The organism is Oscillospiraceae bacterium (assembly GCA_031265355.1).
Taxonomy (GTDB): Bacteria; Bacillota; Clostridia; order Oscillospirales; family UBA929; genus JAIRTA01.
Genome location: JAISCT010000069.1, coordinates 25,827 through 40,791, shown reverse-complemented (window position 1 = coordinate 40,791; position 14,965 = coordinate 25,827). Strand labels below are relative to the sequence as shown.

Below are 14,965 nucleotides of genomic sequence, written 5' to 3'. Positions count from 1 at the left end.
CCAAGGGGGAAGGCCATGACAGCTCGCGAATCGGTCGAGAGATGGGAGACGGAGAGGCTTTCCGCCGGCGCCGTGCGCGCGGCGGAAGGTCGGGGGCGCGCGCAGCCGGAGACGCCCTGTCCGCTCCGCACAGATTTTCAGCGGGACACGGACCGCATCGTGCACACCAAAGCATTCCGCCGTCTGATGCACAAGACGCAAGTGTTTTTGAACCCGGAGGGGGACCACTACCGTACCCGTATGACCCACACGCTGGAAGTCACCCGCGTGGCCCGCACGATGGCCCGCGCCCTGCGCCTCAACGAGGACCTCTGCGAGGCCATCGGCCTCGGGCATGACCTGGGGCACACCCCATTCGGTCACGCCGGCGAGGCGGCGCTGACGGCTGTGATGCCGGGCGGTTTTACCCATTATGCGCAGAGCTTGCGCGTTGTGGACCGTTTGGAGCGTGGCGGACAGGGTCTCAACCTGACGTGGGAGGTGCGTGACGGCATCGTTTGCCACTCCGGACCTGTCCGGGCTCAGACGCTGGAGGGCCGGCTCGTCCACAAGGCCGACCGGATCGCCTATCTCAGCGCGGACATCGACGACGCGCTGCGCGCCGGCATCCTCGCGCTGGAGGACATCCCGCAGCCGTTGCGCGTGCGGCTCGGCGACACGCTTTCGACGCGCATCAACGCCTTTGTGAGCGACCTCGTCGCACACAGCCGGGCGCAGGAGGACATTGGCCTCTCGCCGCCCATGGAGGAGGCGATGCGTGCGTTGCGGACTTTTCTGTTTGAGCGGGTCTACAAGAACCCGGTGGCCAAGGGCGAGGAGACCAAGGCACGCGATTTTTTGCAAAAACTTTTCGAACACTATGTCCGCTGCCCGGACGAACTGCCGCCGGACATGCGCGCGGCGGCCGAGATCGAGGGACGAGAGCGGGCGGTGTGCGACTATATCGCCGGCATGACGGACCGTTTTGCCGTGGCTCGGTTTGAGGAAATTTTCGTACCGAAAGGCTGGCAGAGGACCTGATGGTCCGAACATCTATGTTGCATAGCGGATTCCATTTATGGTAAATATATACATGACGTACATGCCGGCGACGGGGGGCGCGGGGCCGCTTCCCAGTCTGCGTCCGTGGGTGCCGGTACCGTGACGGTGGTGATGGGATGGCCTTTCCGGACGCATTTTTGGAGGAACTCTTTGCCCGCACCGACATTGTGGAGCTTATCTCCCGGTATGTGCCGCTGAAGCGGCAGGGGAGCGATTACAAGGGCCTCTGCCCGTTTCACAGCGAAAAGACGCCGTCATTTACTGTTTCTCCGGACAAGCAGCTCTTCTATTGTTTCGGCTGCAGCACCGGCGGCGGCGTGTTGCAATTTATCATGCGCGTGGAGAATTTGGATTTTGCGGGGGCGGTGCACTTTTTGGCCGAGCGGGCCAATCTGCCCGTGCCGGAGGAGGGCGCCGATCGGGATGCGCGCCGGCGGCGCGATGCTATTTATCAATTGAACCGCGCGGCGGCGCGCTACTTTCACGAGACGCTGCTGTCCCCCGCCGGGCAGGCCGGGCAGGCATACTGTCGGGCGCGCGGACTCTCTCGGGGCGCCGTCACCCGCTTTGGGATCGGCTACGCGCCCGATCGCTGGGACGAACTCATCCGGGCGATGACGGAGGCCGATTTTACCAAGTCCGATCTGCTGGAGGCCGGGCTCGTGGTGCGCAACAAGACGGGCGGGCTGTACGACAGGTTTCGCGGCCGGCTCATGTTTCCTATCATCGACTTGCGCCGGCAGGTGGTCGGTTTCGGCGGACGCGTGCTGGACGGATCGGCGCCCAAGTATCTAAACAGCCCGGACACGCCGGTGTTCTCGAAGAGCCGTCAGCTTTTTGCCCTGAACATGGCGAAAAATACCAAGCAAGGCCGGTTGATTCTGGCCGAGGGATATATGGACGTCGTCTCCCTGCACCAGGCGGGGTTTGACTGCGCCGTGGCCTCGCTCGGCACCGCGCTGACCGACGCGCAGGCGTTGCTGCTCGCCAAGTACACGAAAGAAGTGGTGCTTGCCTACGACATGGACAGCGCCGGGCAGAGCGCCGCGCACCGCGCTATCGAACTGTTGGGACAGTCTGGGGTGGCTGTCAAAGTGCTTCGCCTGCGGGACGCAAAAGACCCGGACGAGTTCCTCCGCCGCTACGGGCGGGAGGCGCTGGCTGCGTTGCTGACCGGGTCCGAGACACAGACGGAGTATCGCCTGAGCACGCTGGCGGCGCGCTTCGATCTGGCGGACGACGAGGGGCGCCTGGCGTTCTGCCGCGAGGCTGCGGCGCTGCTGGCCTCGCTGCCGGGCGCCGCCGAGCGGGATGTCTACACCCGCCGCGCCGCCGAGATGTGCCGGGTGTCGTTTGAGGCGCTGACCGCCGATGTGAGGCGCGAACGGGCCAAACAGGCGCGCCGGGTGGACCGCGAGCTGGCCCGCCGCGCGAGCCGGCCGGAGCGGACGATCCAGCCGCATGTCCGCGAGGTGCGCTACGGCAACCCGCGCTCGGCCAGCGCCGAGGAGGAGGTGGTCCGTATGCTTTTTCACGATCCCTCGCTGTCGGAGGCGGCGGACGGTCTCGTGACGGCGGCGGACTTCTCGGTGCCTCTGCTCGGACGCATCTTCATGGTTCTGTGCGAGCGGTACCGCGAGGGACGCGCGCTCGCGCCGCACGCACTCGAAAGTCATCTCACGCCGGATGAGATGTCTCATTTTGTCCGTCTTGTGAGCCGGCCGGCCTCGTTGGCCCACGGAGCGCAGGCCCTGCGCGACTCCGCCGCCGTCATCGCGGCGGAGAGCGCGCTGCGCCGCGCCGGACCGGCGGGGGAGGACCCTCTGCTGGTGCTGCAGAAAACCAAGTACGAGAGCCAAATCTCATAAACCGCACGCTGTGAAACCGCGAAACGGTCCGTGCCGGAAGACGGCGCGGGAAGCCGCAATTAAAGAAATCGGAGCGCCTTTGCGCTCCGGGGTTATGGAGGATCCGCAATGGCCACCAATGAGGAGAAAAAAGCTGTGATCAAAGAGCTCATCGAGCTTGGCAAGAAGAAAGGGAAGCTGACAGACAAAGAACTCATGGGCGCGCTTGAAGAGTTGGATTTTGATTCGGAGCAGATCGACAAGCTCTACGACACGTTGGAGGGCCTGAACATCGAGCTGGCCGTCGAGGAGGATCCGGAGGGTCTGCCCGAGGACATTGCGCTGGAGATCGACGAGATCGAGGAGATCCCGCCCGAGGAATTGGCCGACCCGGATGTGCTGGCCGAGAGTTTCAACATCGACGACCCGGTCCGCATGTATCTCAAGGAGATTGGCAAGGTGCCTCTCCTCTCCTCCGACGAGGAGATCACACTTGCCTGTCAGATGTGGGAAGGGGACGATTATGCCAAAAAACGGCTGGCCGAGGCCAATCTGCGTCTCGTCGTCAGCATCGCAAAGCGATACGTCGGCCGCGGTATGTTGTTCCTGGATTTGATCCAGGAGGGCAATCTGGGGCTTATCAAAGCCGTGGAAAAATTCGATTATACTAAAGGATACAAGTTTTCTACCTACGCCACCTGGTGGATTCGGCAGGCCATCACCCGCGCCATCGCCGACCAGGCGCGTACCATCCGCATTCCGGTGCACATGGTGGAGACCATCAACAAGGTCATCCGTGTGTCCCGCCAGCTCCTGCAGGAGCTGGGACACGACCCGTCCCCGGAGGAGATCGCCGCAGAGATGGGGATGCCGGTGGAAAAGGTGCGGGAGATCATGAAGATCGCGCAGGAGCCTGTGTCCCTTGAGACGCCGATCGGCGAGGAGGAGGACAGCCATCTGGGCGACTTTATCCCGGACGAGGACGCCTCGGAACCAGCCGAGGCCGCTTCCTTCATGCTGCTCAAGGAACAGATCGTCGACGTGCTGGGCACGCTGACGCAGCGGGAGGAAAAGGTGTTGCGGCTGCGCTTTGGCATCGAGGACGGCCGTACCCGCACATTGGAAGAGGTGGGCCGGGAATTCAATGTGACGCGCGAGCGCATCCGGCAGATTGAGGCCAAGGCATTGCGTAAGCTCCGCCACCCGAGCCGCTCCAAGAAATTGAAAGATTTTTTGAACTGATTTGTACTGAGAGGATGAACGCTGCATGGATCGAAACAGATGTCCGGTCGGCGCCCCCACAAGCATAAAGACTGGGACGAAGCTCACGATCACACTCGACGGGTCGTCTGGGGTCAGCCCTGACTTCCAGCTCTCTTCCGTGTTCGAGCACGACACGGAAAACGGCCGGTTTATCATCGATGCCCCCATGTACCGCGGCAACCTGTATCCGCTGGGTGTGGGACGCACGCTCTTCTTCTCATATTACCGCAACAAGATGCGTTATGACTTCCAGGGGGTTGTGCGCGACCGCTTCAAGCGCGGCGACATGTTTTACATCGACGTGGAGCGCATGACCGATATCCTGCGCACCCAGCGGCGCGAGGACTTCCGCTTGGACCTGCTCGTGGATGCGATGATCATCTGGGAGGAGGTGGGCGAGGACGGGACGACGGTCACGCAGGAGATCTACGGCCTGACCCACGATGTGAGCGGCGGCGGCGCCGCCGTCTGCGTGGACACGCCACTGCGCGAGTACGAGCGCGTCAGGATCCGCTTGCTGATCCCCAGCACCGAGGAACCCGTCAGCTACACGGCCGAGACCCGCTGGACCACGCGCCGCGAAAATGACACGGAGTTCAAATATCTCTGTGGTCTCAAATTTTTGTTCGAGAGCAGGCTGGACAAAGAGGGTCTGCTGAACATCCTCTTTCGCATCCAGCAGCAGCGCATGCGCGTAGACATCCACCAGCCCTTCACGCAGGCGGAACTGCCCGGCTGACTCCATGGGCGGCCGGCGGATCCGGCAAGAAAACAGAACAGTTTGGCCCGCACCCCTTCTACAGGGGCGCGGGCTTTTTCTATGGGCGGCCCGCGCGGCCGCTGTTGCATTTTACATATCTTTTACAGCGTGCTGCTTTTGGGTTTTACATAGATGGTGTTAAAATCTGACCAGATGTTTGAGCCGGGTGTTTGAAAAAAGGGACCGCGGGACGGCTCGTACGGTCGGGGAGGCAGCGGTATGAGGCTGAAAAAGCGGGTTCGGGAACTTGTCGCGGGTGTGGCGGCGGCGGCGCTGGTGGGCGGTCTTGTGTTCTCTATTCTGACATACACGGCGCTGCGGCAGGCGCAGGAGGAAACGCTGCGGCTCCGGGCGGAACTCGACGGTCTCTACACAAGGCTCGCCGGCGTGTCCGCAGAAAACGGGCTCTCCGCAGCGGGACTGGAACAGGATCTCGCGGCGCTGCGCGAGCAGCTCGATGGTTATTTGGCGCGCCCGGCCGGCAGCATGGCGGAGACGCCGGCCGAGTCCGGTCTGCCCGCTCCGCAGCCCGCGGGGCCGGCGGTCGGGCGGTCCGGTGGAGGGACCGGTCCGTCGAAGGGTGTCGGCGTGGATGAGGCGGACGTTCCTCTGGCGGACATGGAGGCGGACATGGTATCAGACGCCGCTGTCGACACACCCGAGGCCGACGCGCCGGCGGCGGCCCAGGTCCGGGCCGGAGACAAAGTGGTGCTGACGGTGGCGGCGGAGCATGCGTCCGACCTGTACGGTTATCAATTCCGGCTTCATTATGACGACGCGTCGTTTCGTTACGACGGGGACCTTGAGTCTCTGACGCCCGAGCTCCACACGATTTTCGGCAAGGAATTCGACGGGTACCTGCTCGTCGGCGCCACGATGGTCGGCCAGAAGAAGGGCGCCGCGCTGGAGGATGCGCCGGTGTGTCGGGTGATGCTCACCGCATTGCGGGACACGACATCGGAGAGCATCGCGGTCGACGCGGTGCATGTCGTCGGGTCCGATCTGACCTACACGGAAAATGTCCCGGGCTGGACCGTGACGGCGGCCCGGTGACGACGCGTTCGATGCGTTTTTCGTCTCACTACGGTATTTCCGCCGATGAGGCGGCGATATAAAATTACATCTGGGAGGTAGGTATATGTTTCAAGAAGAGAAGGGGAGGAAATTGAGCGCGCTGCTGACGGCCGTCGCCCTCGTGGTCTCACTCACCATACCGGCGCTCGCGGCCCCCTCGCTCAAACCCGGGCAGGGCGAGACGGTGCTCGTGGCCGAGGACGACGGAACGCTCAACGAGCAGCGGACGCCGCGGCAGGTCAATGTCCACATGGGCGACGATCCGTCCACACAAGTCAATTTTACCTACACGACGGTCGCAGCATCCACCACGCAGGTTGCCATCCACAAGCAGGGAGAGAGCGACTCCGTCACGCTGCAGGGCACGGCCGGCATCGGCCAGGATGGAAAGTTCTTCCACGCCATCGCAGTGGACGGCCTTCTGCCGGACACCGTGTATGAGTACACGGTCGGCTACGGCGCCAACACTTACAACGGTCAGTTCAAGACGGCGCCCCCCAAAGGCAGCCAGAGGTCCATCAAGTTCGCATACCTCGCGGACACGCAGGTCTCGAACGCCACCAACGCCCAGTCGCTCGGCGCGACGCTGCATGAGGTGAATCAGATCCCGAACCTCGACTTCGTCTACATCGCGGGCGACGTCACCGACACGGCCACCAGTGAGAGCCAGTGGGAGCAGCTCTTTTACAACGAGGGCGCGTTCCCGAACGGCGGGCAGGATATGTTCGGACACAACATGCTGGCCGTGACCCAGGGCAATCACGACAACAACGTGATGTACCGCCACATCAACGCCCCCGCACAGCAGGGCAACATCGTCTACGCGTTTGACTACGGTCCCGCGACCTTCATCATCCTGAATCTGGAGTCCGCACGGGCGGATGCAACGGCGCGCGAGCGGCAAACGGATTTCTTGCGGGCCGCTGTGGCGGACGCGAAAGCGCGCGGTCAGTGGACGCTCGTCGGCTTCCACAAGTCCCTTGTCACCGGCGCGAGCCACATCGTGGACAGCGACGTCGTATCGGCGCGCACCTACTGGATCCCGATCTTCGCGGAGCTTGACGTGGATTTCGTTCTCCAGGGCCACGATCACGTGTATTCCCGCGGGTTTGTGAAGGGCGACGGCACAAGGGCCTACGATGAGCTCTACGGACCCGGCAGTACCGCGCCGGATCCCGCGGACGCGCCGCTCTACATGATCGGCGGTCATGCGGGCGGGCTCAAGTGGTATTCTCGGATCAATTACACCGTGGCGCCCGGCGACCCGCTGATAGCGGGCTACAGCTTCCTTGACATCGACTCCGCGAGTCCGGCCGACAATCATGACGGCCTGGGCAGCGACGTCAAGCAGGAGCAGGTCATCGTAGAGGTGGAGATCTCCCCCGAGGCGGTCGACATCAACACCTACATGTTCAAATACAACGAAGACAGCGATACGATCACGACGCCGAAGTACCTGTACGACAGTCTGACCGTCACACGGCAGGTGGATGAGCTGGCGCTCACGAGCAGCGCGAATCTCGTGAAAAAAGGCGACTACTTCCACGTCGACGCGGGCTTCTCGGAACCGGTGGCCAGCAACACGGCGGAGCTCACCTATACGTTTGACGCCGACGTCTACGCCTATGTCGGCTTCACCGCCGCCGCGGGTGTGACGGTGCTGGATCGGGCGGACACGGACACGGGCGTGAAGCTCACGGTCATGGTGCCGAACTACAACACAACCAATTACGGGCAGGCGCTGTTCACGGCGAAGGAGAACGCCGACATCAGAAACGGCGAGGGCGTGTTTACCCTCACCGCCCGCTATGTCGTCCGGGGAGAAGACGGGACAAAATCGATCCGCACGGCGACGGCGGATACCCGCTTCACCACCGTCGGCGGGACGCCGGGCGATGTGGACGGCGACGACAAGGTCACGCTGCTCGATCTCTCCGAGCTCATCGATGCCTTTGGCGTCACAAGCGCGGACAGCGCGTGGGCCAAGTATCGGTTCTTTGACTTCAACGGAAACGGCGTCATCGACATTCAGGACATCGTCGAGATCGCGCTCAAGGTGCGCTGACACACGCTACCATTCCTTGTCCCTTTATATCACCACCATGTCTGCCCGGCCAAACGGCCGGGCAGACGGCGGAAAAGCAAGGCGGCCCGGCGCCCCTTGCTTTTCCGCGCGTTTTGCGGGGCGCCGGATTTTTACGGAAAGGCTGAGACAGACTATGAAGCAAGGCCGCAGACTGTCTTCCACGATCACCGCCGCCGCGATTGGCGTGTTTTTGCTGTTTTTGCTCATCTTCAACCTGACGCTACGGTTTCAGCGGCCGGCCGACATCGAGGCTGGCATCGCTTACACCAAGGCGCGGGTCATCGGGATCGAGAGCGACACGATCCAGCCGGATCCCGATTTTCCGGACATCCGGATCGGCCGGCAGGACTTGGTGTTGGAGATCACGGAGGGCGCGCACAAGGGGCAGATCATCCGCACCTACAACCTGGTAGAGCGTATCATCAACAACCCCGCACAAGTCGGCACACGATTCATCATCTCCAGCTACGACGACTTCATCACGGCCTTGGTCGTCGACTACGACAGAGAGGCGATCATCTATGGGCTGGTTGCGTTGTTTGTCGCGGCCGTCGTGTTGCTGGGCCGGCGCAAAGGGGCGCACTCGTTGCTGGCGCTGCTCTTTACGCTGTTGTGTATCCTCTTTTTCTTCATCCCGCTGATCGTGGTCGGCGTCAATCCAATCGCTGCCGCACTGCTCGTCGTGGCTGTCTCGACAGTGGTCACGCTGTGGATGCTGAATGGCTGGAGCCCAAAGACGATATCGGCCGTCATCGGTTGTGTGGCCTGCACCTTCCTAGCGGGGCTGGTCGCCTTTTTGTTCGGCGCGGCCGCGCGCATCACGACGATGAACACGCCGGAAGCCGAGGCGCTACTCTTCGTCGCGCGGGGGACCCACCTCAGTTTCCGGCATCTGTTATTTGCCGGCGTCTTGTTTTCCTCCCTCGGCGCGATCACCGACACGGCCATGTCGATCTCCTCATCGATCTTCGAGATGCGCGCGCTGAACCCACAGCTGCCGCGCGCGCAGTTGTTCCGTTCGGGCATGAACATCGGGCGCGACGTGATGGGCACGATGACCGATACGCTGATCCTGGCCTTCACCGGGGGCAGTATCAACACCCTCGTAATCTTCTACATGTACGCGCTGCCCTATATGCGGCTTTTCAACATGCAGCTCCTGGTGGTGGAGATCCTGCGCGGCCTTTCGAGCAGCGTCGCCGTCGTCGCCTCGATCCCCGTGACGGCCCTGCTCGCCATGCTGCTGTGCGACAGAACGGGCAAGAGTAAACGGTAGGCTCTCGCTCAAACCAAGGCCCCTCCCAGCGCCGGGAGGGGCCTCAAGTCGGTGTGCTATTTTAGTGCCTTATTGCCGCGGAGCGGCAATAAAAAACAAGAATTTGGGTTGTGGATTGTAGGTGCAACCCACGTTAGTCAGAAACGACCGTGGTGTCAAGGGAGTCTGGCGGTGACAGCGTAAAGGTGATGGTCACGGGGTTGTGGGCGGTATTTTGGAAACCCAGGTTCTTGGTCTGGACGGAGACGAGCGCCACGTTGTCCGAGAGCCAGAAGCCGTCAGTTGTGAAAGTGGACGTTTCCTCCGTATAGGGCGCCGACAGGCTCCGGCGTGTCGGCGTGTCCGTGTCCACCGCCAGGTGGAAGCCCACGGGCATCGCCTGTGCCGGCAGCCCCGTGTAACCGGCCGGCGGCGTCGCCGGCGCCGACGCGCCAGGCAGCAGGTGTGAGAAGTCCGCGCCCACGACCACATAGTGTCCCTTTTCGGCCTCGGCCTCAAGAAACGACCGCATTTGTGCAAACTGTGCGTCGCGAACCGCCCCGTCTTCGCCAAACGGCGCGAACCGGGTGTTCACGAGGACCAGCTCCCCGCCGTCCTCCACCGCCGTCCGAAGGACCAGGAAGCAGCGGTTCGGGACAAAAAGACGCTCCGGAAAGGGCGTGCTCCCGTCAAATCGGATGCGCGCGCTGTCGCGGATGGAGAGCTGCGAGAAGCTCATCAGTCCGCTTTCCACACGGCCCACGGACTGAGAGAGCGGGAACGGCACAAAGGGAGACTTGTAGTCGAGGGCAAAACAGGACACATAACTTTCCAACAAGTTTGCCAGCGCGGCGCGTTGGTCGACGCCAAAACTGCGCCGACTGTCTATGTCCACCTCCTGCAAAAACAGGAAGTCGTAGCCGTTGCCGGTCACATCTAAGACGGCGCTCAGGTTTTCTTCCACCGTCTCCCGGCTCTCCGCCGCGGCGCGGCGGCCTCCTTCCGAGAAGTGGTCCTGCGCCGCATCCAGGCCGGCGTACCCGATGTCGAAGGTCAGTGCGGAATAGGTCTGGCCCACGCGCGCGAAGGGACGGATGGAGCGGCCTTCCACCCCGACCCGTGCGCTGTCGGCCGGCCGGTATTCCGTGATGACAAAAAACAGCAGCAGGCAGACGGCCAGCAGGACCAACAGGCCGATCAGCGAGAAAACGACCTTGAGGACACTGGGCCAAACCGGCCTGCGACCGTTATAATGGATGAATTTTTTTTGATTTTTTTTCACATTGGTTCCTCTTCTCCGGGATACATAGGCGGGATCGAAGGGGTGCGGGCTGCACCAGTTTCTGAGGCCGCGCCCGCAATGGGTATCCACTGTGTACACACCTATACAGTATATAACATAAAATTATATTTTTCCACCGCAAAGAGAGAAGGGTGCAGATATTTTTAACTGATACATGGAAAAATATGGTATATATTTTGACTTGACAATGGACTCACGGCTGTTGTGGCGCTGCAACACCAGAAGTGAGCCCATTGCGCGCTTGCGCGCAATGGGCTTGCAGTTTTATCGCACGTTGTGATACAATGTCACCAACGCCGACATCCGGTGCGACTGCGTTCGGGGATGCGTGGCGTGGGAAACAGAGAAAACACCAAAAATAGCGGCCATGCTCGGCGGGGTGTGGCCGCTGGCGGGGGATGAGGATGGGAGAGATAGCAAATTTTCGGCGTCTGGTGGTCAAAGTGGGTACGTCCACCGTGACGCATGCGTCCGGCGCACCCAATTTGCGGCGGCTCGACCGGTTGGTGTGCGTGCTTAGCGACATCAAACACACGGGCCGGGACGTCATTTTGGTCACGTCAGGGGCCATCGGCGTCGGGGTGTCCCGGTTGGGGCTGCCTGGCCGGCCCTCCGAAGTGCGTTACAAACAGGCCGCCGCCGCCGTCGGACAGTGTCAGCTCATTCATTTGTATGACAAGTTCTTCTCCGAATACGGCGTCACCGTGGGCCAGATCCTGCTGTCCCGTGACGATGTGGGGGAGCCCTCGCGGCGTGCGAGCCTTGAAAATACATTTCTTACACTGTTCGAGTGGGGGAGCGTCCCCATTGTCAACGAGAACGACTCGGTGAGTTTTGACGAGATCGAGACGGGCCGGCAGCGCCTCTTCGGCGACAACGACACGCTGTCTGCTACGGTGGCGGAGCTTGTGAACGCCGACCTGCTTGTGCTGCTTACCGATATCGACGCGCTCTACAGCGGAGACCCACGGACAGACCCGGACGCCCGACCTATCCCTGTAGTACGCGCGGTGGACGATGCCCTGTGCGCCGCGGCGGGCAGCGCCGGTTCGGCGCGCGGCACAGGCGGCATGATGACGAAACTGGCGGCCGCACGGATGGCGCTGGCCGCCGGATTCGACATGGTGGTGGCGTCTGGTGAGGATCCGTCGATTCTCTACGAGATCGCCGCCGGTCGGCCGGCGGGCACGCTGTTTTCCAGAAAGCATTGACAAGGTGTGGCGTCACGCAACATAAAGAGAAGGAGGGATTTGGATGGTTACAGTGGAAGAACTCGGCAGGCGGGCCCGCGCGGCGGCGCCCGCGCTCGCAGGGGCCGGTACGGCGGACAAGAATCGCGCGCTGCTCGCCGTGGCGGACGCGCTGGAGGCGCGTGAGGAAGACATACTGGCCGCCAACCAAAAAGATGTGGAGACTGGGCAAGCCGGCGGGATGACAAAGGCCTTGCTGGATCGGCTCACGCTCACACCGGCGCGTATCGCCGGCATGGCCGGCGGCGTACGCCAGGTGGTCGCGCTGGAGGACCCCATCGGGCGGACGGACCATGTCGTGCGGCGCCCCAACGGGTTGCTCATCGGCGCTCGGCGCGTGCCGCTCGGCGTTGTGGGGTTGATCTACGAGGCCCGCCCAAATGTGACGGTGGATGCGGCGGTGCTCTGTCTCAAGGCGGGCAACGCCGTGCTGCTGCGCGGCGGCAAAGAGGCCATCCACACAAACCGGCGCCTCTCCGCACTCATGCGGGAGGCGCTGTCCGCATGCGGTCTGCCGGCGGACGCCGTGTGCTTTGTCGAGGACACGGCGCGGGAGAGCGCCGTCGGCATGATGGGTCTCGTCGGCGTGCTGGATGTACTGATCCCGCGCGGCGGCGCCGGACTCATCCGCAGCGTGGTGGAAAACGCCCATGTACCGGTCATCGAGACCGGCGTCGGAAACTGCCACGCCTATGTGGACGCGGAGGCCGACTTGGAGATGGCGGTGCGTATCGTCGACAACGGGAAGACTTCCCGGCCGTCGGTGTGTAACGCGTTAGAGACGCTGCTGGTAGCGTGTCCGATCGCGCCCGCCTTCCTGCCGCTCGTCAAAAGGAAGCTGGATGAAAAACAGGTGGAGCTGCGCGGCTGCCCGGAGACCGCCGCCATTCTGGGGGACGCGGTGCGTCCGGCCGACGAATCGGACTGGGGGACCGAATTTTCAGACTACATTCTGGCCGTCAAGGTGGTGCCCGGCGTGCGGGAGGCGATGGCTCACATCGCCCGCTACGGGTCCGGACATTCCGAGGTGATCATCACAAACAACTATTTCACGGCGCAGCGCTTTGTCGACCGTGTGGACGCGGCGGCCGTCTATGTCAACGCCTCCACCCGTTTCACGGACGGGGAGGAATTTGGCCTCGGCGCCGAGATCGGCATCTCCACGCAGAAAATGCACGCACGGGGTCCCATGGGTCTGGCGGCGCTCACGTCGATCAAGTATGTCGTCCACGGGACGGGACAGGTGCGTTAGTTCCTCCGCGGTGCGGATAAGAATTTTCAAGTTATTAAGAAGTACCCACTTGACAATCCGCGTCTATGGTGGTACATTAACGTTGGCACTCGGACGGCAAGAGTGCTAAATGGGTGATGTGCTATGAAATTGACTTCACGAAAAAGAGCGGTATTGCGGGCGTTGATCGAGGATTACATCCAATATGCGGAGCCGGTTGGCTCCAAGACGCTGGTGGAGCGCCGGGGGCTGGGGTTTTCTTCTGCCACGTTGCGTCATGAGATGGTGGAGCTAGAGGAGATGGGCTATTTGGCACAGCCCCACATCTCGTCCGGGCGCGTGCCCTCTCCGCAGGGGTATCGGTTGTTTGTTGACGAACTGATGGAGTATCATTGGCTCTCGGAGGCCGAGCGTGAGACCATCAACGCTTCGATGCGGCTGAAGGCAGAGGAGCTGGACCGCCTCATTCTGAAGGCGGGGGAGTTTTTGTCGCTGTTCACTCGGTACACGGTGTACGCGCTCACCCCACGCGTCGATCAGGTCCGTCTGTTGCGCTTTGATCTGTTCACCGTGGGGGTGGCTACCTTTGTCATCGTTGTGGTCACCGACGTCAACACCGTCAAAAACAAGGTGGTGCACCCTCCGCTTCCGCCGGTCGAAGAGGCGCTGCGGCGTCTGACTGAAGTGCTGAACGGTTGTCTTACGGGGCTGGCGCTGCACGCCGTCACGCCGGAGCGGATGCGGGGCGTGGCGCGGCAGGCCGGCGAGGCCGGTGTCTATGTCCCCTATGTGACGGAATTTCTCGCGGAGCTCTCCGAGGAATTTGATGGTCGGGGGGCCTTTTTGGCCGGACAGTCACACATGTTGGGTCACCCGGAGTACCATGACATTTTAAAGGTGCGCCGCCTGCTTGAGTATCTGTCCGACAGGCGGGAATTGGCGCGGCTGGCCGTGGCCGGTTCCGACGAGCCGGTGCGGTTTGTCATTGGGCCGGAAAACGAGGCGGAGGAGTTGCGCGACACCAGCGTTGTGACGGCCTCTTATCGCATCGGCGAACATCTGCAGGGTTTCATCGGCGTGGTGGGCCCCACCCGTATGGACTACGCAAAACTGGCAGCACGGCTGGCCTATGTTGCTGAGCGGTTGGGGCAGTTGCTCTCCGGCGATGAGAAAGAGATGTCTGAAATTTCCGATACATGGAAATTTTGAGCAATTCGAGTGTCTCTTACGGCTTCTCCAAGCTGCCAGAGACACTCAATCGAAATGTTATTGGGGAGAGGAGACCATGAGCGAGCAAGAAAAGCAACAGGCGCCGCAGACGGACATGCCCGAGGCACAGTCTGTCTGTGAGGAGACCGCGCGGGCTGAGATGGAGGCGCAGCCGCCGGTTTGTACCGAGGAGGCGTGGGAGGCGCTGACGGCCGAGCGGGACGATTACAAGGACCGCTACCTTCGGCTGGCCGCCGAATACGACAACTACCGCAAACGCACCCGGCGCGAGCGGGACGCGCTGCAAGCGGAAGTGCAGGCCGGGACGGTGGAGAAATTTTTGTCTGTCTACGACAACTTGGAGCGGGCGCTCGCCCAACCCACCGAGGACGAGGCGTATCGGCGCGGCGTTGAACTCACAATGAAGGGGCTGACCGACGCGATGGCCGGCTTTGGCGTGTCTGCCATCGAGGCGCTGGGCAAGCTGTTCGACCCCACGTGGCACGACGCCGTGGCCCATGTTTTGGACGATTCCGGCGAAGAAAATCTGGTCGTCGAGGTATTGCAGACCGGCTTTGTGATGGGGGACCGCGTTGTCCGCCACAGTATGGTGAAGGTAAAAAATTGAGACGTTATTTGGAATACG

12 protein-coding genes are annotated in these 14,965 nt (G+C 62.1%); 11 read left to right on the top strand and 1 reads right to left on the bottom strand.

Translation table 11 applies throughout. The features are described 5' to 3' along the window. The first annotated feature begins 15 nt into the window (after nucleotides 1-15). The 7 genes from LBK75_10425 (at nucleotide 16) to LBK75_10395 (ending at nucleotide 9,347) form a co-directional block, all read left to right on the top strand. Nucleotides 16-1,020 carry a deoxyguanosinetriphosphate triphosphohydrolase gene (locus LBK75_10425; protein MDR1158696.1) on the top strand — a complete coding sequence of 335 codons (1,005 nt, stop codon included), beginning with the start codon at nucleotides 16-18 and terminating at the stop codon, nucleotides 1,018-1,020. Between the two features lie 137 nt (nucleotides 1,021-1,157). After that, entirely contained in the window at nucleotides 1,158-2,909 is a 1,752-nt protein-coding gene (gene dnaG, locus LBK75_10420) for a DNA primase (GenBank protein ID MDR1158695.1), read from the top strand. A 108-nt stretch (nucleotides 2,910-3,017) separates the two neighbouring features. Beyond that, the gene (gene rpoD / locus LBK75_10415) at nucleotides 3,018-4,130 is read left to right on the top strand and encodes an RNA polymerase sigma factor RpoD (protein MDR1158694.1); all 1,113 of its coding nucleotides are present in this window, start codon (nucleotides 3,018-3,020) and stop codon (nucleotides 4,128-4,130) included. A gap of 25 nt (nucleotides 4,131-4,155) precedes the next feature. Then, the gene (locus LBK75_10410; GenBank protein ID MDR1158693.1) at nucleotides 4,156-4,890 is read left to right on the top strand and encodes a PilZ domain-containing protein; all 735 of its coding nucleotides are present in this window, start codon (nucleotides 4,156-4,158) and stop codon (nucleotides 4,888-4,890) included. Nucleotides 4,891-5,130: 240 nt separating this feature from the next. Then, on the top strand, nucleotides 5,131-5,964 hold the full coding sequence (locus LBK75_10405; protein ID MDR1158692.1) for a hypothetical protein: 834 nt from the start codon (nucleotides 5,131-5,133) through the stop codon (nucleotides 5,962-5,964). Between the two features lie 85 nt (nucleotides 5,965-6,049). Then, nucleotides 6,050-8,050, top strand: coding sequence for a metallophosphoesterase (locus LBK75_10400; protein MDR1158691.1), 2,001 nt, complete (start codon nucleotides 6,050-6,052; stop codon nucleotides 8,048-8,050). Between the two features lie 154 nt (nucleotides 8,051-8,204). Beyond that, complete coding sequence (locus LBK75_10395) at nucleotides 8,205-9,347, top strand: YibE/F family protein (protein MDR1158690.1); 1,143 nt, start codon at nucleotides 8,205-8,207, stop codon at nucleotides 9,345-9,347. A 133-nt stretch (nucleotides 9,348-9,480) separates the two neighbouring features. Here LBK75_10395 and LBK75_10390 read toward each other — a convergent pair whose 3' ends face one another. Then, nucleotides 9,481-10,608 (bottom strand): hypothetical protein, encoded by a 1,128-nt coding sequence (locus LBK75_10390; protein ID MDR1158689.1) that lies wholly within the window; start codon nucleotides 10,606-10,608, stop codon nucleotides 9,481-9,483. Nucleotides 10,609-11,033: 425 nt separating this feature from the next. On the opposite strand from LBK75_10390, the gene proB reads away from it, so the two are divergent. From proB to LBK75_10370, 4 genes are all read left to right on the top strand, one after another. Next, nucleotides 11,034-11,840 (top strand): glutamate 5-kinase, encoded by an 807-nt coding sequence (gene proB / locus LBK75_10385; GenBank protein ID MDR1158688.1) that lies wholly within the window; start codon nucleotides 11,034-11,036, stop codon nucleotides 11,838-11,840. A gap of 43 nt (nucleotides 11,841-11,883) precedes the next feature. Beyond that, the gene (locus LBK75_10380; GenBank protein ID MDR1158687.1) at nucleotides 11,884-13,131 is read left to right on the top strand and encodes a glutamate-5-semialdehyde dehydrogenase; all 1,248 of its coding nucleotides are present in this window, start codon (nucleotides 11,884-11,886) and stop codon (nucleotides 13,129-13,131) included. 123 nt (nucleotides 13,132-13,254) lie between these two features. Then, nucleotides 13,255-14,319, top strand: coding sequence for a heat-inducible transcriptional repressor HrcA (gene hrcA, locus LBK75_10375; protein MDR1158686.1), 1,065 nt, complete (start codon nucleotides 13,255-13,257; stop codon nucleotides 14,317-14,319). 76 nt (nucleotides 14,320-14,395) lie between these two features. Further along, a complete protein-coding gene (locus LBK75_10370; protein ID MDR1158685.1) occupies nucleotides 14,396-14,947 on the top strand; it encodes a nucleotide exchange factor GrpE in 552 nt (183 codons plus the stop codon). The last annotated feature ends 18 nt before the right edge of the window (nucleotides 14,948-14,965 follow it).

Bases quoted from the DNA above. Each gene is read 5' to 3' on its own strand.
- LBK75_10425 (MDR1158696.1), top strand. From the start codon at position 16: ATGACAGCTCGCGAATCGGTCGAGAGATGGGAGACGGAGAGGCTTTCC.
- dnaG (MDR1158695.1), top strand. From the start codon at position 1,158: ATGGCCTTTCCGGACGCATTTTTGGAGGAACTCTTTGCCCGCACCGAC.
- rpoD (MDR1158694.1), top strand. From the start codon at position 3,018: ATGGCCACCAATGAGGAGAAAAAAGCTGTGATCAAAGAGCTCATCGAG.
- LBK75_10410 (MDR1158693.1), top strand. From the start codon at position 4,156: ATGGATCGAAACAGATGTCCGGTCGGCGCCCCCACAAGCATAAAGACT.
- LBK75_10405 (MDR1158692.1), top strand. From the start codon at position 5,131: ATGAGGCTGAAAAAGCGGGTTCGGGAACTTGTCGCGGGTGTGGCGGCG.
- LBK75_10400 (MDR1158691.1), top strand. From the start codon at position 6,050: ATGTTTCAAGAAGAGAAGGGGAGGAAATTGAGCGCGCTGCTGACGGCC.
- LBK75_10395 (MDR1158690.1), top strand. From the start codon at position 8,205: ATGAAGCAAGGCCGCAGACTGTCTTCCACGATCACCGCCGCCGCGATT.
- proB (MDR1158688.1), top strand. From the start codon at position 11,034: ATGGGAGAGATAGCAAATTTTCGGCGTCTGGTGGTCAAAGTGGGTACG.
- LBK75_10380 (MDR1158687.1), top strand. From the start codon at position 11,884: ATGGTTACAGTGGAAGAACTCGGCAGGCGGGCCCGCGCGGCGGCGCCC.
- hrcA (MDR1158686.1), top strand. From the start codon at position 13,255: ATGAAATTGACTTCACGAAAAAGAGCGGTATTGCGGGCGTTGATCGAG.
- LBK75_10370 (MDR1158685.1), top strand. From the start codon at position 14,396: ATGAGCGAGCAAGAAAAGCAACAGGCGCCGCAGACGGACATGCCCGAG.